Origin of the sequence: Bacillus sp. SRB3LM (genome assembly GCF_015712745.1) — a bacterium.
GTDB classification, from domain to species: Bacteria; Bacillota; Bacilli; order Bacillales; family Bacillaceae_G; genus Bacillus_A; species Bacillus_A thuringiensis_K.
On the sequence record NZ_VWVQ01000103.1, the window covers coordinates 180,777 to 199,019 of the forward strand.

Consider the following 18,243-nt stretch of genomic DNA (forward strand, 5'->3'; position numbering starts at 1 on the left):
TTATTTGTATATAATGTTTTTTAAATTATAATTACGCTACATTAAAAGATTTCTTTTTCATAACAAACTTTGCAAATAAGAAACGCACAAGCGGTCCCATAATAATTAATTGTAATGGATATGCCATTATGAAATTTTTAATAAAAATTGAAACATAAATTGAAACAAATGAATCTCCTTGTAGTCCACCATGTAAATGCATCATAGCCATACCGAAAAATGACATAAAGAACACCATTCCGATTACCATAGTTGTCGCCATCGCAACGATAATATTTATTTTCTTAGATTTATCAAATGGTAACATAAATACAATTTTTTTCGCACAAGGTCCAACGATACATATTTCAATTAATAGCGCAATAATAAATCCAATCAATAGTTCTAATGCAATCTCTTTAATATAAATTGGTCCTCCTGCTTCATTCATTAGTAAATTGTAAAACGTCATTACGATAACCATCCCAAGGCACATCATCATGCCAAATTGGAGGTTTTCCTTTCTTGTTGTTGGCAAACTTCATCATCCTTTCTCTTTGAGTCTTTGTCATTATATCGACATTGGAAACCCCTTCGTAAGTGAACATTTTGTGAACAAACTTAAAACGTTTTCATATATTCTCTTTACTTTCATCTCAAATTCTAACTTTTACTTATAAAGGTTTTATATATTTCGATGTTGAATTACTAAATTTAAACATTACTACTAGGAGGAGAACCATGAATGAACAAGAATTTTTCGTATATCATATCGTAACAAAGAAAAAAATGCATATCGGACAAATCATTCCTGTTAACAAAAATCAACACAATACTCTATATCACTTCTTTTTTGAAAGAGAACAATTAAATGCTAGTGGTGAAGATGGCATACAAATTTTAAATAATCACTATAAAAATGAAGAATTACATATAAATAATGAAAATGCTAAAGTAATTATGAGTTATATGGATCAAACAATTAGAGCAGTTAGAGAAACAATTGTAGAAATGGTTAGACTACAAGAATTCCCTAAATACCCTTCCAGGTTATCTTGCTTATATGCTGCTAAAAGCTATGAAGATGCTTTAAAATGGAAAGCATTATTTGATTCTTACAATCGAGAAGTTTTACAGATTGTTAAACTACGAGTAATCGGAAGTTCTTTTGAAGGTGACGGTAATCTTTTACCGAAAGAAGATGGTATTCCTTTTTCTCAAAAATTCGAACAAGCTAGAGAGTATTGGAAAGGAAATATTAGAAATGAGCTTCCTGAACTACTGATTAATGGAGAAATTGAAGTTGTGGAAATTATTGATGACTTCTCCTCAATTCATATTTAATTTCTAACTAAATCATATAGGATGGAGATTACAATGAAGAAAAAAGTGTACTTCAATCATGATGGCGGCGTAGATGATTTAATTTCATTATTTTTATTACTTCAAATGGAAAACGTTAAGCTTACCGGTGTATCTGTTATCCCAGCAGACTGCTATTTAGAACCCGCAATGTCTGCCAGTCGTAAAATTATCGATCGCTTCGGCAAAGGTAATATTGCCGTAGCCGCTTCAAACTCTCGCGGGCAAAACCCGTTTCCGAAAGACTGGCGGATGCATGCATTTTATGTAGATGCTTTACCAATTTTAAATGAGTCTGGAAAAGTTGTAACACCCGTGGCGGCAAAACCTGCGCATCATCATTTAATAGAAACGCTTCTACAAACGGAAGAAAAAACAACTTTATTATTTACCGGGCCCCTAACTGACCTTGCTCGTGCATTATATGAAGCTCCCATAATCGAAGATCAAATTGAACGCCTTGTTTGGATGGGTGGTACATTTCTTAAAGCTGGCAATGTACATGAACCAGAGCATGATGGAACAGCTGAGTGGAATTCGTTTTGGGACCCTGAAGCGGTGGCTCGTGTATGGGATGCAAAAATTAAAATCGACTTAGTGACACTAGAAAGTACAAACCAAGTTCCGTTAACTATAAACATACGTGAACAGTGGGCAAAAGAGCGAAAGTATATTGGTATGGATTTCCTTGGTCAATGCTATGCAATGGTTCCCCCTCTGGTTCACTTCTCAACGAACTCTACTTACTATTTATGGGATGTACTAACTACCGCTTTTGTCGGAAACACTAGCCTTGCAAAAACTGAAACGATTAATAGTATCGTTCATACATACGGACCAAGCCAAGGACGTACAGAGGAAACTACTGATGGACGACCTGTAAATGTCGTTTATGATGTAAAACATGATGTTTTCTTTGAGTATATTACTGAATTAGCAAAGAAAGCTTCTATCTGAACCCCTATAAAGTGATATAACTTCAGATAACGAGCCCTAATTTTAGAAATTGGTTGTAACTAGATATTTAACTATTAAAAAGAGTATTGAATTAAATTTCAATACTCTTTTTGTGCAATTTAATTATATTTGATTAATGTAGTGTCTTACAGATTATTCATTTCGTAACCATTGACAAAATACGTTATTGTTTCTAGCTCATCTTCATTCAATTCTCTATCTAGCTCTTGTTTATACGCTGCCTTTATCTTCTCTTCATCGCCTTTATAAGCTTCTGTATATGTTCCTACTGTTTTTAGCAAATGAATTTCTTGTAAAAACTCTTCTCGATTTATAGCTGTCCCATGAGAAAGAATATATGTCTCAGCATCAAATTTCTCTAATTCATCTATTAATGCAAACGTTCTTTTCGTCGTATAGTTCCACTTCGAAGAAAAAATATCTGCATATATACAGTCTCCTAAAAACAATATCTTTTCTTCTTTTATGTACATAACAACAGAATCATGTGCATGATCTCCGCCCACATGTTTTAACACGCATGTCACTTCACCAAGGTCTAATTCCATTTGACCCTGGAACGTTAAGGTTGGAGGAATAATGTTAATATTTCTCGCTTTTTCTTCAAACTCTTTCTTGATGCAATCCGCACAAAATTCAATTTCAGTACCCTCTTTTACGCGTGCATCCAACGCTTTATCTGTCCATTCATAAGATACTATTGCCTGCATTTCTTTTTTCGTTTCAGCGTGCGAAATAGTTAATGCATTCCGTAATACGGATAATCCAAAAATATGGTCCCAATGCCAATGCGTTAGTGCTACAAAATCAGGAATCGATACATTTTGTTCTTTTAACATTTCTAAAAATAATTGTGCATGTTCTTCTGAATTCCCTGCATCAATCATTAACGTTTTTTTTTGTCCAACGACCATTCCTAAGATAGGTCTATCTGTTTCAGAAACAGGTGTCATATACCAAAATGAGTTTCCTATTTTTTTAATTTGTTGCATAACCAATTCCCCTTTTCATTTTCTCACTTAAAATTAATATATAAATTATAACGAATCACTACTTTTTTCTCTATAATCAAACACAATTACTTGGACTAATCTAACTTTCCTTTTCGTAAGCTAAAAATAAGGGAATAGAATCGGAGTGTGATACTATGGAACGTTTATGGATTCCAATGATTGTAACATTTTTTTCGTTCGGTGGATTACTATTAGGAGGTGCTGTTGGAGTAGCAACACGCCAACTTATTGAAGAAAAGATGCATCGTTTATACGCATTATGTGGTGGTATTTTACTTGGGCTTTTATCCCTTGAAATTATTCCTGAAACATTTTCAAGCTACGAAATAGTTGGGCCTATACTTGGTATAGCTATCGGTATTTTAGTTATGAGCTTATTAGATAACTATTGTCACCATCCAATGATACATAAAAAAGATCAACAAGCATGGCAAACCTTCCTTTTTCTCTCTTTCGCTATATTTATTCATAATATACCTAGTGGATTTGCGTTAGGTACAGCTTTTATAAATCATAATGACTCTGCCATTCCCTTTTTAATAGCAATTGTCGTTCACCATATTCCAGAAGGATTAGCTTTAATTATTCCATTTCTTTTTACAAAACATAAATATATTTCCTTTTTATTAACGACTTTATTACTTTCTCTTATTCTCGGTACTGGCACAGTTTTTGGAATTTTGATGGAAGGAAAAGCTCTTCATCTGCAAGGGCTCATTATGGGAAGTGCTATCGGTTCACTTGGATATGTCACAATTCATGAAATGCTTTGGAAAGCTAAGAAACAGCTCTCTTTCCTTACATTTCTAATGTGGGCAACTAGTGGTGTTCTCCTAATAATAGCGTTTACTCTACTAGCTGGACATCACTAAATTAAACAAAAAAGATAGCTGAAAACAATTTGTTTTCAGCTATCTTTTTTATTCTTTCTATCTCTCTATAGAAAGAATAATTCCAACAATTATAGAACTAATTCGCTCTAAAATATTCCCTAGAAAAAACGTGCATACACTTTGTTTCCAACTAACTGTAGTATTTCTTTCATACTTCAGATCGTTTCTCTTACTAAAACATTATCATTTTAGTAATTTATTAGAAATAATATTATATTTTTCGACCATTATCCAATCTTTTCCTTCTTTATAAAAAACATAAAAAAGAGCCCTTATTCTCAACACAAGGACTCTTTTCATAAACTATTTAGCTACTTCTTCTTTCGGCATTACCATACCTTTATAAAGTTGAACAGTTATCCAGTAATACATGAAATAAATGACTAAGAAAATCCCTATCGGCACCCATACTTTTACAAACGGGTCAACTAATATAAAGCTGAATAAGTTAAGCCCTACTAATACGTGAGAAATGCCAATGATCGCTGGGAAGATAAATAAATACGAAATTTCTTTATATATACTTTTCGTTAACATACTGCGTCTTACACCGATTTTTCGTAACATTTCATAACGGCGTACATCACGAGAAGCACCTGTTAATATTTTGAACATAAGGGAACTCGCCATCATTGCTAAAAAGGCAATTCCGAGGAAAAATCCCATAAACATTGTTCCGCTCATGAAACTGCTCGTTAACTGATAAATTGTCATTTTCGTAAATATGTCTACTTTTGTACCTGTTGTTTTTTCAATTTGTTCTTTTTGTCTCTTATCTATTTCAATCAATAACGGTTTATACTTTTTCATATCATCTACTTTTGCTAATGTTACAGTGTGTTCTGTTCCTTGAATTCCTTTATAATGCGCTTCATCTGCAATTCTTACAGGTTTTCCGTTGAATTGATTATGTGTAATTTGTATCTCTCTTACAATCGCATCTTCCCAATCTTTTGGCATACGAGGAAATTTTGCTACTTCAGGAGCTTCCAAAGCAGAATATATAGGTTCAGTTAAAGGTTCAGCCACCCGTTTACGCGCAGGCTCTTTTAAAGTTTTCGTATCAAAACGTTCGGAAATTAGTGGTGGTTTCGCTGTTAAATCATTACGTAAGTAATAAACCGCTTCCCCATCTACTTTATAGTTGTACTTGCTTTCTTCAACAATTTCCATTTCTTTTAAGGCCGCTTTATCTTGATCATTTGGATCATGAATTACGACATCATATACACGAGAAAGGTCTGTCATAATACCTACATTTTTTTGGAAAGCCATACCTGCCGTCATCGCACCTGCGCCTAATGCAATTAACATCGCTACAGTACCTAATACTCTCGATAAACTATTTACTCGAAAGCGTAGCTGTGCATATGTAAAACTATTTAAGCCCGTTTCATTTCGTTTTTTATTCCCCTTAATTTTCATCACAAAAAATGGGAGTAATGAACTAAAGATAAAATATGTTCCAAGTGTTGTAACGATGGTTGCTATAATAAAACCTAATTCAGCATATATTTTTACATTGATCATAAAATAGTACCCTGTACTTACTAGTAATACACCAAGTACTGTCATTATTATAATGCGAGTTTTACTTTTCTTCACTTCATCTAGTGTTTCATCTTCACGAATTAACTCTAGTTCAGTTTTACGTAACAATCGGACACCGTTCATTAAGCCAGTAATGAAAAATAGTATTAAGAAGAAAATAGCTGTAACTAAAATTGCTGGTGTGTATACAGATGCATAACTACCTTTTGCTGAAATTTCCATTCCATTCATTAAAAAGTTTCCTGCGACACTTGCAAGTAACATCCCTACTAAAATACCGATAATAATACTGACAATACCCATACCGAATGTTTCAATAAATAATAACTGTGCTACTTTTTTCTTTTTTGCACCAAGCATCATGTACATACCGAGTTCTTTTCTTCTTAACGTGAGTAAGAAAGAGTTGGCATATATAATATAAAATACAGTAATGAAAGATAATAGTATTGCACCTACCCAAAAGACGAGTCTAATACTACTAATTAGGCTATTATCTTTCGTAAATTCACTATTCATCGCCATCGTTTGGAACATGTAGAAAATACTAATACTAATAACGAGGCCAATAAGTAAAACCATATAATCTTTTAACATCTTTTTCATACTATGACGTGATAATTTAAATAACATAGTTTCGCCCCCTACTTAGACTCAGCAGCTGAGCCCATATGAGCGAGCACACCTAAAATGTCTTGATAGAAATTCTCTCGAGTGCCTTGACGATTTAATTCTTTATAAAGAAGACCATCTTGAATAAATAAAATACGCTCACAATAACTTGCACTAAATGCATCGTGTGTAACCATTAAAATACTTACATTGTGATTTTCATGTAAATCTTGCATCGCTTCTAATAAACTTTTTGCATTTTTACTATCAAGCGCTCCTGTCGGTTCATCTGCTAATACAATTGCTGGATTATGTACTAAAGCTCGTGCTGCCGCTGTTCTTTGCTTTTGTCCTCCAGAAACAGCCGTCGGATATTTTTTTAAAATTTCAGTGATGCCTAATTTCTTCGCAACGTCATTTACCTTCCCAGTAATCTCACTTGATGGTACGCCTTGCAAAGAAAGTGGTAAAGCTATATTTTCATAAATTGATAAGTTTTCTAGTAGATTAAAATCTTGAAAAATGAAACCTAATTTTTGAGAGCGAAAATCAGATAACGCATTGCCCTTCATAGAAGTAATATTTGTACCAGCTATCGTCACACTACCACCTGTCGCTTGGTCAAGTGTACTTATCACATTAAGTAACGTCGTTTTTCCAGACCCAGAAGGTCCCATGATCCCGACAAATTCTCCTTCTTTAATACTTAACGATACACCCCTTAATGCTTTTGACTGATTCTCATTTCTTTTTCCATACGTTTTTTCTACACTTTCTACAGTAACTACATTTACTGACATCTCTTTCACTCCATCCCTTTTGTATAAAATTAATTTCTCACATATTTCTTATTATTTTGTCATGTAAATCCTTAATAATTTTTTAATTATTCATTCAATAAGGGTTACACCCTTAACATGAATCTATTTCCTATTTCCTACTTCATATTCTCATTTTTCTACAACTCGTTCCCTCGATTTCGCTTACATTTACCTTACATTTTTGTAAGATAAAAAAGAACACACACTAATTTCTAATAGTGTGTGTTCTTTACAATCAATATTTTCTATTCTTTATTTCCTCTTCAATACTTACCACAAACACATCTAGCGCAACAACTTCTGACTTCTCTTCCCCATATTTACGTACATTTACAGCTCCTTTTTCCATTTCCTTATCGCCAATAACAAGAACATACGGTACTTTTTGCATTTGTACTTCTCTTATTTTATATCCTAGTTTTTCATCTCGTGCATCTTGTTCAACACGAATCCCAGCTTGTGCTAATTTATGTGCAACCTCACTGGCATATTGTTCATGTACTGCATTTGAAACTGGAATTACTTTCACTTGAACTGGTGCTACCCATGCCGGGAACGCACCTCCAAAGTGCTCAATTAATATTGCTAAGAAGCGATCTAATGAACCTAAAACTGCCCGATGAATAACAACTGGTCTTTTCTTTTCATTATTTTCATCTATATAATTTAAATCAAATTTCTCTGGCATTTGGAAATCAAGCTGGATTGTTCCGCACTGGTGACTTCTATTTAAAGCATCTTTAATATGAAAATCAATTTTCGGCCCGTAAAATGCACCGTCACCTTCATTTAGTCTATATTTATAATTTAGCGATTGTAATACATTTTCTAATGCTGCTTCTGCTTGCTCCCATAATTTATCATCACCCATTGAATCTTCTGGACGAGTAGAAAGCTCTACTTCATATTCGAATCCAAAAGTTTTATATACGTAATCAATTTGCGCCATTACTGATTTAATTTCATCTTCAATTTGTTTTGGAGTTACAAATAAATGTGCATCATCTTGGCAGAAAGTACGTACTCTTAATAACCCGTTTAATGCACCACTAAATTCATGGCGATGTACTTGACCAAATTCACACATACGAATCGGTAATTCACGATAAGAATGCAATTTATTTTTAAACATAAGCATGTGCCCTGGACAGTTCATCGGTTTTAATGCAAAACTTTTATTATCTACTTCAGAGAAATACATATTATCTTTATAATGTCCCCAGTGCCCTGATCTCTCCCATACTTCTTGGTTCATCATGAACGGAGTGCGTACTTCTTGATACTTATACTCTTTTTGAATTTCTCTTAAAAATGCTTCTAATTCATTTCGGATAATCTGTCCTTTCGGTAAATAAAATGGCATTCCAGGAGCCTCTTCAGAAAACATAAATAACTCCAGCTCACTACCTAATTTGCGATGATTTCTCTTTGCTGCTTCTTCAACGAAATGTAAATACTCTTCTAATTCTTTTTGAGAAGAGAATGCAACGCCATATATACGCTGAAGCACTTGATTGTTACTATCTCCTCGCCAATATGCACCTGAAACGTGAGTTAATTGGAAGGCTTTCAAATAGCCTGTTGACGGTAAATGTGGTCCTCTGCATAGATCTACAAATTCACCTTGTTTATATAGTGTTACACTTTCCCCACTAGGAATTGCTTCTAAAAGTTCTAATTTCAAGAGATCGTTCATTTCTTGAAACAGTTTAGCTGCTTCTTCTCGAGAAACCTCAACTCGTTCTATCTTTATATTTTCATTTGTGATCTTTTTCATTTCTTTTTCGATTTTTCGTAAATCTTCCATGTTTACACTACTTGGAAGATCCATATCATAATAAAATCCATTTTCAATAACAGGCCCTACTCCAAGATTTATATCACCATACATTCTTTTTACAGCTTGCGCTAAAATATGTGCTGCTGAGTGTCTTGCAATTTCTACCCCTTCATTTGAATCTATAGTAATGATTTCCACTTCCGCATTTTCTTCAATATTTCGGCGTAAATCATATAATCCATCATTTACTTTCCCCGCGACTGCTTTCTTTTTCAAACTACTGCTAATGGATCCCGCAATTTCTTCTAAAGTAATTCCTTTTACAAATTCTTTCACGCTACCATCTGGAAATTTAATTTCAATCATTTGTTCTTTCATTTTTCATCTCTCCATTTCATAATAAAAAGCACACTCATCCCTAAAATAGGGACGAGCGTGCTTATACCCGTGGTTCCACCCAGATTCCCATTGTGAACAAACAATGGCTTCTTTTACGGTAACGTCGTTTATACGGCACTAGATACTTAATTTCCCCAGTGCAGCTCTAAGGTGGTAAGTTATTTTTCTGCGTTAGGAAGTTCTCAGCTTTCCTTCCTTCTCTGTATAACCGGGGAAAATAACTCGTGTCCTTTTCTTCGCTTTTGTAAAACATCCATTTATTGTTATTTAATATATCTTATTCATTTTATTTTTGCAAGTGTTTAAAAAAATTATTTATTTAATTTAAAAAAGTTAAACCAAATTTTTTTGGTTTCACTTCACAATTTTACCAATCTTGTGGTTCGTAATTTAAGTCTGCAAATAGACGTCTTTTCTCTTTCTTCGTTAAATCTCTCCACTGTCCAACGGGTAAATTATTCAATTCAATATTCATAATTCTCGTACGTTTTAACGTGTATACTTGATAACCTAAAGCTTCACACATACGACGAATTTGACGATTTAGCCCTTGTGTTAAAATAATTTTGAACTCATATTTTGATAACTGTGTGATCTCACAAGGAAGTGTTTTCGTTCCTAAAATTTTCACACCAGCTGCCATTTTTTCTAAGAAATCAGGGGTAATAGGCTTATCTACTGAAACGATATATTCTTTCTCATGTTTATTTTCAGCACGTAAAATTTCATTAACAATATCACCATCATTCGTTAACAAAATTAAACCGTCTGAGTCTTTATCAAGACGTCCAATGTGACTAATTCGTAAAGGATGGTTCACTAAATCGATAATATTACCTTTTACAGCTTTTTCACTCGTACATGTAATACCTACTGGTTTATTTAAAGCGATATATACATGATCTCGAGCAATTCGAAGTTGCTCTCCATTTACTCGTACATCATCACCTGGGTTCACTTGGTCACCAATTTTTGCAACCTTACCGTTAATAATTACTCTTCTCTCATTAATTAGTTTATCCGCTCCACGTCGGGACGCTTTTCCAGCTTCACTAATAAATTTATTGATACGCAAATTAGGCACATCCTTTTCTAAAAAAATTTCAAGCTCACACTGCTTCTACCGTACAATACAAAAGGGTAAGCCTCCTATTATAACTTAAATATATTAACATGAAAGGGTATATAACGTCTTCTATTAATTACTTGTTTATAAGAAAATATCTTTATTATACATTCATTTATGCACTTTTTCTTTGTTTAATATACAAGCCATTCTTCCTTACATACAGCTTGTTTTCCTTTTATCTCTTCTGTATCTTCATGAATATTAGCTAATTTATATAAATCTGGGAAAATCTCGTCCACATAATGTTGATGCGTCTTTTCATCTTTCCAATACGTTAACACTATGTAACGATTTTCATTTTTTAAAGACTTCCCAACTACTCCACCTAACATTCCTTTTGCTTTTTCCATTCCTTTATTCCAAATTGTTTCTTGCTTATGTAAAAAATGATTTTCCTTTTCCACCTTTACATCACATATAGCAACTCTTACGAATGATCCTTCTGTAACAACGTCTTTTAAATGCGTATCAGTTATATCATACAACGTTTGAAATAATTCAATTTCACATGAAAGAAACGTATCCTCTTGATTACTATTTAAATAAATTGTATCGTGAGCACCATTCATAAATGATTGATATGCATTTCGATTTTCCCATAAAGTAAATACACATGCCTCATCTTTATTCCATCCACCAAATTGTCCATGAAATCCATCTAGATGCTGTATATCGCGCCATTTTTCTTGTGCGTTTGAAAATAACTCTTTTTTCTCTTCTTCCACTTGACAGTAAATTGTTTTTAGTAACATTTTTAATTCCCCCTTAAGATATAATTTATCTTCCACTTACAACTTTTAATTTACATAATATTTTTATGGTCTCTTCGATGCTTTTTATCAACATATAGAACTTATCATATTTATCACTACATCTATCAAACCATCTATCTAATTTTATTTCAAATAATTCAGAATCAAAAAAAGATGTAACCCTTAACGAATTACATCTTTATCTTATCTCCCATATTCACCTTTTTCTCAAATAAATAATACGTTAGTTCTCCCGGATAATGTATTACAGTTACATTCCTCTCCCCTTTTTTAAAAGTAATAGTATGCCCGTTTTCCCCTAAGTTCTCCCATCCACTGGCCTTTGTAATAGGCATTACACTTATATATTGATAGTCCTCTTCCTTATCATCGTTAATATGAATTGCTGACATTGGTACTGGAAAACCTTTAATTTTAGATTCTTTATCCATAAATATGAATGCAATTAAACCAACTAATAACATAGCCATTGAAATATTTGAAACCAATTTTCTTCTATTCATTTTCACTAAAATCCTCTTTTCTCGCATATAACTTTCATCATTTTACTAACTTTAATTATTTATGTATAGAAAAGAAATAATTTAAATTATTTCTAGCCTATTTTCTCTACTTTAAGCAACATGATTGTTATATATTATAATTATAAGTTTTTAAATTTTGGAGGCGTTACATATTGCAGAAATTACTTTTTACTAAATGGACAGTTGTTATTTCTATTTTCATCATTTTCGGTACGATTCTCTACGCTACTAATGTTAAAAATAACAATGAAAAAGCAACTGTAGAAACAGCGGATACAAAAACTTTCAAAACTAAATTACAGCCTAAAATCAATGAATTGACTACTCATTATAATGACATCATCGAAAAAGATTGGTTACCTGCCTGGGAAGAGATTAACACGAATGGAGATTCAGTAGATCGAAATAAACTATTAGTTACAATGAGTGCTGTTTCGAAGCAGTACGAAACAATTATGAACGAAATAGACACGCTTAAAATTGAAGAAAACATAACAGATATAGATATACAAAAACAACTACTTCAATTCACAACTCAGTTTAAATCCGCATCAAATTTCATGAAAAATGCAGCAAATTTAATTATAGACGGAGCAAATAACTCTACTCCAACCAATGAAACTATTGAAAAAACAAAACAAGCTTTAGGACTTGCGGATCAACATATTGTCATCGCTTTATCTACTTTAAATGAAGTTAAAGATAAATTAGGAATTACAAAAAAATAAAACTATTTACTATTTTAAAATAAAAAATGATTGCAATTCACAATTTGTATGTCTATAATGTTTTTATTGATTTACAATCAATGTGTTTATAAATTTTATAATTCGGATGAACCATTCAGGAGAAGGTCTATTGATCTACCGACGGGGCAAAAAGTTGTTATACCAACTTTGAAACTCTCAGGTCTTGGTTACAAGTAGAACTGCATGGGGACGAATCTCTGGAGAGACTCCCTCTCGCTTTCATAGAGCGCGGAGGAAAACGAGCACCGAAGGAGCAAATCCGCTACTTTAGCGGATAATCTCTCAGGTAAAAGGACAGAGACAAGCGAAAGAAAAAGCCGATTGTATCGGTTTATTTTTCTATCCCTTGTTTCTCCAGAGACCATTTCATTTACTTGAAGTGGTTTTTATTTTTTCTAAATAAAGGAGAATAAAGATGGAGACAGTAAGTAAAGTATTAGAACAAATGAATCAATACGTGTGGGGATTACCAACTTTGTTGCTACTCGTTGGAACTGGTATCATTCTCACAGTGCGTTTGAAAGGTTTACAGTTTAGTAAACTATTATACGCTCACAAACTAGCATTTAAAAAATCAGAAGATACCTCTTCTTCTGGAGATATTAGTCACTTCCAAGCACTTATGACAGCTATGGCCGCAACGATTGGTATGGGAAATATCGCAGGTGTTGCAACAGCTGTTACAATTGGTGGTCCTGGTGCAATATTTTGGATGTGGATTACCGCTTTATTCGGTATGGCAACAAAGTATGCCGAGGCAATACTTGCAGTGAAATACCGTGTTAGTAATGAAAATGGTGAATATTCAGGTGGACCAATGTATTATTTAGAGCGTGGTTTAGGTAAGAAATGGCTTGCTATACTATTCGCTATATTTGGTACAACTGCTTCTTTCGGTATTGGTAATATGGTGCAATCTAACTCAGTTGCAGAGGCAATGCGAATTAATTTCTCTTTCCCTCCTGCTTTAACTGGTATACTAATGGCATTTTTAATCGCAATTGTTATTTTAGGCGGTGTAAAAAAAATCGGGAAAGTGACGGGTTATGTCGTTCCGATAAAAGCTTTCTTTTATATAATTGCTGGTCTTATAATTATTTTCTATCACTACGACCAAATTCCAGAAGCATTTTCACTTATTTTTTCTGGTGCATTTAATGGTACGGCAGCTGCTGGTGGTTTTATTGGGGCAACAGTTGCATCAGCTATCCAAATCGGAATGGCGCGTGGTGTATTTGCGAACGAAGCTGGTTTAGGGAGTGCACCAATTGCTGCTGCGGCTGCAAAAACTGATTCGCCTGCAAAGCAAGCTTTAGTTTCAATGACTGGTACTTTTCTAGATACGTTTATTGTATGTACAATTACAGGACTAGTATTAATTACTACAGGCGCTTGGAAATCTGGTAAAACTGGCGTTGAAGCTACAACACTTGCATTCCAATCTGTATTCGGTACTGCTGGTAGTACGATTCTCGGTATCGCAATTATTTTATTTGCCTACTCTACTATTTTAGGCTGGTCGTATTATGGAGAAAAATGTGTAGCTTATTTATTCGGAGAAAGTGCAGTTAAATATTATAAAGCAATCTTTATTGTCATGATTGCAATTGGTGCTAATTTAAAACTAGGAATCGTATGGACATTTGCTGATATTGCAAATGGACTTATGGCAATTCCAAACTTGATTGGTCTAATTGGATTAAGTAGTATTGTTGTTGCTGAAACGAATCGCTTTTTACAAGCAGAGAAATTGAAAGAAAGTAATAAAAAACAGGCAAGTTAATCTATGAAAAAAGGAATGACTCATACATGTTGAGCATTCCTTTTTTCATCCCCTCTTTTACTTAATTACTGTCATTAAAAATATATTTATATCAATGTTTACTCCTTTTTATTCCTCCAAAAGTTTTTCACATAAATGTCATAAATCGTATGGTCTAACTATATAGTTGAAAAGGAATGCGACATTAAAGAGTCGCTGAAAAACTCATCCAAGAAAAGGGAGGAAAAATCTTTTGAAAAACAAAATCATTGCTTTCCTATCTGTTTTGTCATTTATTATTGGTGGTTTCTTCTTTAACACAAATACTTCAAGTGCTGAAACTTCATCTACTGATTACGTTCCTAACCAATTAATCGTTAAGTTCAAGCAAAATACATCTTTAAGTAATGTGCAATCTTTTCATAAATCTGTCGGAGCTAATGTCTTATCTAAAGATGATAAGTTAGGTTTTGAAGTCGTACAATTTTCGAAAGGTACTGTAAAAGAAAAAATAAAGAGTTATAAAAATAATCCAGATGTGGAATATGCAGAACCGAATTATTACGTTCACGCCTTTTGGACTCCAAACGACCCATATTTTAAAAATCAATATGGATTGCAAAAGATTCAAGCTCCACAGGCTTGGGATAGCCAACGAAGTGATCCTGGTGTAAAAGTAGCTATTATTGATACAGGAGTCCAAGGATCACACCCTGATTTGGCTTCGAAAGTAATTTACGGGCATGATTATGTTGATAATGACAATACATCTGATGATGGTAATGGTCATGGTACACATTGCGCTGGAATTACTGGAGCACTTACAAATAACAGTGTCGGAATTGCTGGTGTTGCCCCACAAACTTCAATTTATGCTGTCCGCGTATTAGATAATCAAGGAAGTGGTACTCTTGATGCTGTAGCGCAAGGTATTCGAGAAGCTGCTGATTCGGGTGCAAAAGTAATTAGTTTAAGTTTAGGAGCTCCAAATGGTGGTACTGCATTACAACAAGCCGTTCAATATGCATGGAATAAAGGCTCTGTTATAGTTGCAGCTGCTGGAAATGCTGGAAACACAAAAGCTAATTACCCTGCTTATTACAGCGAAGTAATTGCAGTTGCTTCTACAGATCAATCAGATAGAAAATCTTCATTTTCTACTTATGGTAGCTGGGTAGATGTTGCAGCACCAGGTTCAAATATATATTCAACATATAAAGGAAGCACGTATCAATCATTAAGTGGTACATCTATGGCAACACCTCATGTTGCAGGAGTCGCTGCTCTTTTAGCAAATCAAGGATATAGCAATACACAAATCCGCCAAATTATTGAGTCAACTTCTGATAAAATTAGTGGTACAGGTACGTACTGGAAAAATGGTAGAGTCAATGCATATAAGGCTGTACAATACGCTAAGCAATTACAAGAAAATAAAGCTTCTTAATAAATAAAGTAAAATTTTAATCGGTCGATCTACCATTAATGCCGGATAAAATAGAAGGAGAGACTTCTACAATTACAGCCTCTCCTTCTTACAAACTATATTACTCTCCCTGCTTTTTAACCATATGTAAATACAGTACAAAATCCATCATTGTCGACGAATGACCAAGTTGACGGATCATCGCTGTTATATTTCCTCTATGATATGTACCATGATTTACGACATGTTGCACTAATTCTAAAATCGAAGTTTCTAATTTCCCTACGTATGGATTCTCAATAACAAATACAGCATTCACATCTTGTATTGTAATTAAAAACTCTTTATATTGATTTGCCATGTTTTCAAACATTTTTTCTAATTCATGTAACGATTTAGTTTCAATTTGTTTTCGTAAATCTTCTCGGTCTTGTATTGCTTCATTCATACTTTTACCATGCAATATATGTAACCACACTTGATCTGTAATATAAATATGCACAAAAGTATCCTTAATGGATGGGAATACACTCTGTATCTGCTCATTAAAAATTGTCTCATAGTTTGGTAACTCTTTTAATCGATTGAATAATCTAGTATTAGCCCAAGCATGGTAATCACACTGTTTTAATATATAATCTTTCAATTTATATTACCTCCTTATTGTATGAAACGAATGGTTTGTTTCTTCATTTCTGATTCTCTATCAGCCTTTGCAATCCCTTTTTCTTTCATTTCATGCTTATTTATCGTTTTATATTTTACATACGTATAAAATTCCGTTTGAAATAGAAATGGTGTAATCCGAATTGTTTCCTCGTCCACCCATTCAGCTTGAATAAGTTTCTCCTCTTTACTATTAAACATTTCTGTTCCTTCAAAACCATCTTTAAATAAGTCAATTTCATCTTTCTTTTTGACACCAGGCTTATTCATACATACGTATAAAGAAAGTTCATCACAAAACTTTAATAATCTATAATGCTTATCGAACATCGCAAACTGTTCCTTTGTTAACGTTTTCAAAATTCTTTTTTGTCGTTCTAATTCATGTTTATAAAATGACATCATTTCTTCATCTTCCTCGTTTAGTGGAAATGATAAAAAATGTTTACTACAAAGCAATGCCCCGTATGGATTAGAATTTTCAATTTCATTCAACCCAATCGTATAAAAAACAAAACGTAATGGGCTTGGACAATCCATAAATGTATATGGAATATTTTTAGCATCATTCAAAATTGGTACTTTATCAAGCTCTATCCATCCTCTGTCATGCTCATATATTGCATCAACTGTTTCTTTTAAATATGTTTTATCTTCAAAAAAGTCTTCTTTTATATGCTTTGCAATCTCTCCAGCTAAAAAACCATGATCATGTTGACGAATTAAAATACTTTCCTTCTCATTTTTTTCACGAAAAATCATTCGTATACTCCCCCTCATCCTCATATTAAAGCTTTTTATATGCATCGATTCTTAATTAATCCCTAAATAATAGAAGGGATTCAGTCTCTTGCAACGAAATTAACATAATTATATAGTATTCTTTCTAATCATAGTGATAGCTTTATCTTTACTATCTATTATACTAAAACATTCATTCCAAAAATTTTTTTATGAGGTGAAAACATGAACAAAACAGAATTAATTAAAAACGTAGCCCAATCAGCTGATATTTCTCAAAAGGACGCTTCTGCAGCTGTACAATCCGTATTTGACACAATTGCTAATGCATTACAATCTGGAGATAAGGTTCAACTAATCGGGTTTGGAACTTTTGAAGTACGCGAAAGATCTGCTCGTACAGGACGTAATCCGCAAACTGGCGAAGAAATTCAAATCGCCGCTGGTAAAGTTCCTGCATTTAAAGCGGGTAAAGAATTAAAAGAAGCTGTTAAATAAAAACAAGAAACCAGCCATTTTATAGGCTGGTTTCTTGTTTTTATTTAAGCAATCGCTTTATATTCTCTGCATGATACACTTCACAAATATAAAATACACATTTGCAGTTACTTACAATTTGATACTTTCTAGTTGGATACACATTCGCTGTAACAGAACATCCATCAAACAATTCAATAATATTTCCAGATGGCTGATATCCTTCATATAATACGTTTCTTCTTACTTCCATCTTTTCTATAAGCTTTTCAACAGGAATATTTCCACTCTCTAATTCACTCTTTATTGCGTCCGGTAAAAACGAAGTGTCTGCAAAAATTAGATTTTCAGATAACACCTTTCCTTTATAACTAACATTAGATACACGGTAAAGAAATGTTCCATCTTTATCAAAGAAATTCTTTGCTTCTTTCGGAATGTACTGTCTACCAAGTGCCTCTTGTTCAAGAACATCAAACTGAACTGTATCATTTAAAAGCTTTTCTAAAGCATGAATGGATGATGTATCTCCAGAAAATAAAATATTTTTAATTGCTTGTACATTATAAGTGAATTCATTCTTTCTATTTTCCGCTACTAACATGAGG

Annotated in this window: 18 protein-coding genes, 1 riboswitch and 1 other annotated feature; of the genes, 7 read left to right on the plus strand and 11 right to left on the minus strand. The window is 33.3% G+C overall.

Going from position 1 to position 18,243, the window contains the following annotated elements:
• Positions 1 to 31 precede the first annotated feature (31 nt).
• Entirely contained in the window at positions 32 to 517 is a 486-nt protein-coding gene (locus F3I02_RS28155; protein WP_002164010.1) for a DUF2798 domain-containing protein, read from the minus strand.
• 203 nt (positions 518 to 720) lie between these two features.
• On the opposite strand from F3I02_RS28155, the gene F3I02_RS28160 reads away from it, so the two are divergent.
• A complete protein-coding gene (locus F3I02_RS28160) occupies positions 721 to 1,323 on the plus strand; it encodes a DUF2441 domain-containing protein (RefSeq protein WP_001005206.1) in 603 nt (200 codons plus the stop codon).
• 21 nt (positions 1,324 to 1,344) lie between these two features.
• Positions 1,345 to 2,298 carry a nucleoside hydrolase gene (locus F3I02_RS28165; RefSeq protein WP_196478654.1) on the plus strand — a complete coding sequence of 318 codons (954 nt, stop codon included), beginning with the start codon at positions 1,345 to 1,347 and terminating at the stop codon, positions 2,296 to 2,298.
• A gap of 146 nt (positions 2,299 to 2,444) precedes the next feature.
• Here F3I02_RS28165 and F3I02_RS28170 read toward each other — a convergent pair whose 3' ends face one another.
• Positions 2,445 to 3,311 carry an MBL fold metallo-hydrolase gene (locus F3I02_RS28170; RefSeq protein WP_089148500.1) on the minus strand — a complete coding sequence of 289 codons (867 nt, stop codon included), beginning with the start codon at positions 3,309 to 3,311 and terminating at the stop codon, positions 2,445 to 2,447.
• 155 nt (positions 3,312 to 3,466) lie between these two features.
• On the opposite strand from F3I02_RS28170, the gene F3I02_RS28175 reads away from it, so the two are divergent.
• Positions 3,467 to 4,204 carry a ZIP family metal transporter gene (locus F3I02_RS28175; RefSeq protein WP_131251800.1) on the plus strand — a complete coding sequence of 246 codons (738 nt, stop codon included), beginning with the start codon at positions 3,467 to 3,469 and terminating at the stop codon, positions 4,202 to 4,204.
• 324 nt (positions 4,205 to 4,528) lie between these two features.
• Here the strand turns inward: F3I02_RS28175 and F3I02_RS28180 are convergent, their stop codons facing one another.
• The 6 genes from F3I02_RS28180 to F3I02_RS28205 form a co-directional block, all read right to left on the minus strand.
• On the minus strand, positions 4,529 to 6,409 hold the full coding sequence (locus F3I02_RS28180; RefSeq protein WP_000897851.1) for an FtsX-like permease family protein: 1,881 nt from the start codon (positions 6,407 to 6,409) through the stop codon (positions 4,529 to 4,531).
• An 11-nt stretch (positions 6,410 to 6,420) separates the two neighbouring features.
• Positions 6,421 to 7,188 carry an ABC transporter ATP-binding protein gene (locus tag F3I02_RS28185; RefSeq protein WP_000115831.1) on the minus strand — a complete coding sequence of 256 codons (768 nt, stop codon included), beginning with the start codon at positions 7,186 to 7,188 and terminating at the stop codon, positions 6,421 to 6,423.
• A gap of 256 nt (positions 7,189 to 7,444) precedes the next feature.
• Positions 7,445 to 9,367: a threonine--tRNA ligase gene (gene thrS, locus F3I02_RS28190; RefSeq protein WP_131251798.1), complete on the minus strand. Its 1,923-nt coding sequence runs from the start codon at positions 9,365 to 9,367 to the stop codon at positions 7,445 to 7,447.
• Positions 9,368 to 9,411: 44 nt separating this feature from the next.
• Positions 9,412 to 9,634 (minus strand) — a binding site (T-box leader).
• 121 nt (positions 9,635 to 9,755) lie between these two features.
• Positions 9,756 to 10,463: a 23S rRNA pseudouridine(2604) synthase RluF gene (gene rluF / locus F3I02_RS28195; protein WP_001222158.1), complete on the minus strand. Its 708-nt coding sequence runs from the start codon at positions 10,461 to 10,463 to the stop codon at positions 9,756 to 9,758.
• 185 nt (positions 10,464 to 10,648) lie between these two features.
• Positions 10,649 to 11,269 (minus strand): YdbC family protein, encoded by a 621-nt coding sequence (locus F3I02_RS28200; RefSeq protein WP_000925182.1) that lies wholly within the window; start codon positions 11,267 to 11,269, stop codon positions 10,649 to 10,651.
• A gap of 191 nt (positions 11,270 to 11,460) precedes the next feature.
• The gene (locus F3I02_RS28205) at positions 11,461 to 11,793 is read right to left on the minus strand and encodes a hypothetical protein (protein WP_230876902.1); all 333 of its coding nucleotides are present in this window, start codon (positions 11,791 to 11,793) and stop codon (positions 11,461 to 11,463) included.
• A gap of 173 nt (positions 11,794 to 11,966) precedes the next feature.
• On the opposite strand from F3I02_RS28205, the gene F3I02_RS28210 reads away from it, so the two are divergent.
• The 3 genes from F3I02_RS28210 to F3I02_RS28220 all read left to right on the plus strand — a co-directional run bounded on the left by F3I02_RS28210 (position 11,967) and on the right by F3I02_RS28220 (position 15,772).
• Positions 11,967 to 12,542 (plus strand): hypothetical protein, encoded by a 576-nt coding sequence (locus tag F3I02_RS28210; protein WP_001170893.1) that lies wholly within the window; start codon positions 11,967 to 11,969, stop codon positions 12,540 to 12,542.
• Positions 12,543 to 12,750: 208 nt separating this feature from the next.
• Positions 12,751 to 12,871: riboswitch (glycine riboswitch) on the plus strand.
• 107 nt (positions 12,872 to 12,978) lie between these two features.
• Positions 12,979 to 14,346 (plus strand): alanine/glycine:cation symporter family protein, encoded by a 1,368-nt coding sequence (locus F3I02_RS28215; RefSeq protein ID WP_131249964.1) that lies wholly within the window; start codon positions 12,979 to 12,981, stop codon positions 14,344 to 14,346.
• Between the two features lie 232 nt (positions 14,347 to 14,578).
• On the plus strand, positions 14,579 to 15,772 hold the full coding sequence (locus F3I02_RS28220) for a S8 family peptidase (RefSeq protein ID WP_131249962.1): 1,194 nt from the start codon (positions 14,579 to 14,581) through the stop codon (positions 15,770 to 15,772).
• Positions 15,773 to 15,872: 100 nt separating this feature from the next.
• Here F3I02_RS28220 and F3I02_RS28225 read toward each other — a convergent pair whose 3' ends face one another.
• Both F3I02_RS28225 and F3I02_RS28230 read right to left on the minus strand, forming a co-directional pair.
• Positions 15,873 to 16,397 (minus strand): DinB family protein, encoded by a 525-nt coding sequence (locus F3I02_RS28225; protein WP_000656270.1) that lies wholly within the window; start codon positions 16,395 to 16,397, stop codon positions 15,873 to 15,875.
• Between the two features lie 14 nt (positions 16,398 to 16,411).
• Positions 16,412 to 17,179: a DUF3891 family protein gene (locus F3I02_RS28230; RefSeq protein ID WP_000577280.1), complete on the minus strand. Its 768-nt coding sequence runs from the start codon at positions 17,177 to 17,179 to the stop codon at positions 16,412 to 16,414.
• 204 nt (positions 17,180 to 17,383) lie between these two features.
• Between F3I02_RS28230 and F3I02_RS28235 the strand changes: the two genes are divergently transcribed.
• A complete protein-coding gene (locus F3I02_RS28235) occupies positions 17,384 to 17,656 on the plus strand; it encodes an HU family DNA-binding protein (RefSeq protein ID WP_001043905.1) in 273 nt (90 codons plus the stop codon).
• A gap of 40 nt (positions 17,657 to 17,696) precedes the next feature.
• Here the strand turns inward: F3I02_RS28235 and F3I02_RS28240 are convergent, their stop codons facing one another.
• Entirely contained in the window at positions 17,697 to 18,239 is a 543-nt protein-coding gene (locus F3I02_RS28240; RefSeq protein ID WP_000959128.1) for a hypothetical protein, read from the minus strand.
• Positions 18,240 to 18,243 lie beyond the last annotated feature (4 nt).

Excerpts from the sequence above, each read along its gene's own strand:
- F3I02_RS28160 (WP_001005206.1), top strand. The coding sequence starts at position 721 with ATGAATGAACAAGAATTTTTCGTATATCATATCGTAACAAAGAAAAAA.
- F3I02_RS28165 (WP_196478654.1), top strand. The coding sequence starts at position 1,345 with ATGGAGATTACAATGAAGAAAAAAGTGTACTTCAATCATGATGGCGGC.
- F3I02_RS28170 (WP_089148500.1), bottom strand. The coding sequence starts at position 3,311 with ATGCAACAAATTAAAAAAATAGGAAACTCATTTTGGTATATGACACCT.
- F3I02_RS28175 (WP_131251800.1), top strand. The coding sequence starts at position 3,467 with ATGGAACGTTTATGGATTCCAATGATTGTAACATTTTTTTCGTTCGGT.
- F3I02_RS28180 (WP_000897851.1), bottom strand. The coding sequence starts at position 6,409 with ATGTTATTTAAATTATCACGTCATAGTATGAAAAAGATGTTAAAAGAT.
- F3I02_RS28185 (WP_000115831.1), bottom strand. The coding sequence starts at position 7,188 with ATGTCAGTAAATGTAGTTACTGTAGAAAGTGTAGAAAAAACGTATGGA.
- thrS (WP_131251798.1), bottom strand. The coding sequence starts at position 9,367 with ATGAAAGAACAAATGATTGAAATTAAATTTCCAGATGGTAGCGTGAAA.
- F3I02_RS28200 (WP_000925182.1), bottom strand. The coding sequence starts at position 11,269 with ATGTTACTAAAAACAATTTACTGTCAAGTGGAAGAAGAGAAAAAAGAG.
- F3I02_RS28205 (WP_230876902.1), bottom strand. The coding sequence starts at position 11,793 with ATGAATAGAAGAAAATTGGTTTCAAATATTTCAATGGCTATGTTATTA.
- F3I02_RS28215 (WP_131249964.1), top strand. The coding sequence starts at position 12,979 with ATGGAGACAGTAAGTAAAGTATTAGAACAAATGAATCAATACGTGTGG.
- F3I02_RS28230 (WP_000577280.1), bottom strand. The coding sequence starts at position 17,179 with ATGATTTTTCGTGAAAAAAATGAGAAGGAAAGTATTTTAATTCGTCAA.
- F3I02_RS28235 (WP_001043905.1), top strand. The coding sequence starts at position 17,384 with ATGAACAAAACAGAATTAATTAAAAACGTAGCCCAATCAGCTGATATT.
- F3I02_RS28240 (WP_000959128.1), bottom strand. The coding sequence starts at position 18,239 with ATGTTAGTAGCGGAAAATAGAAAGAATGAATTCACTTATAATGTACAA.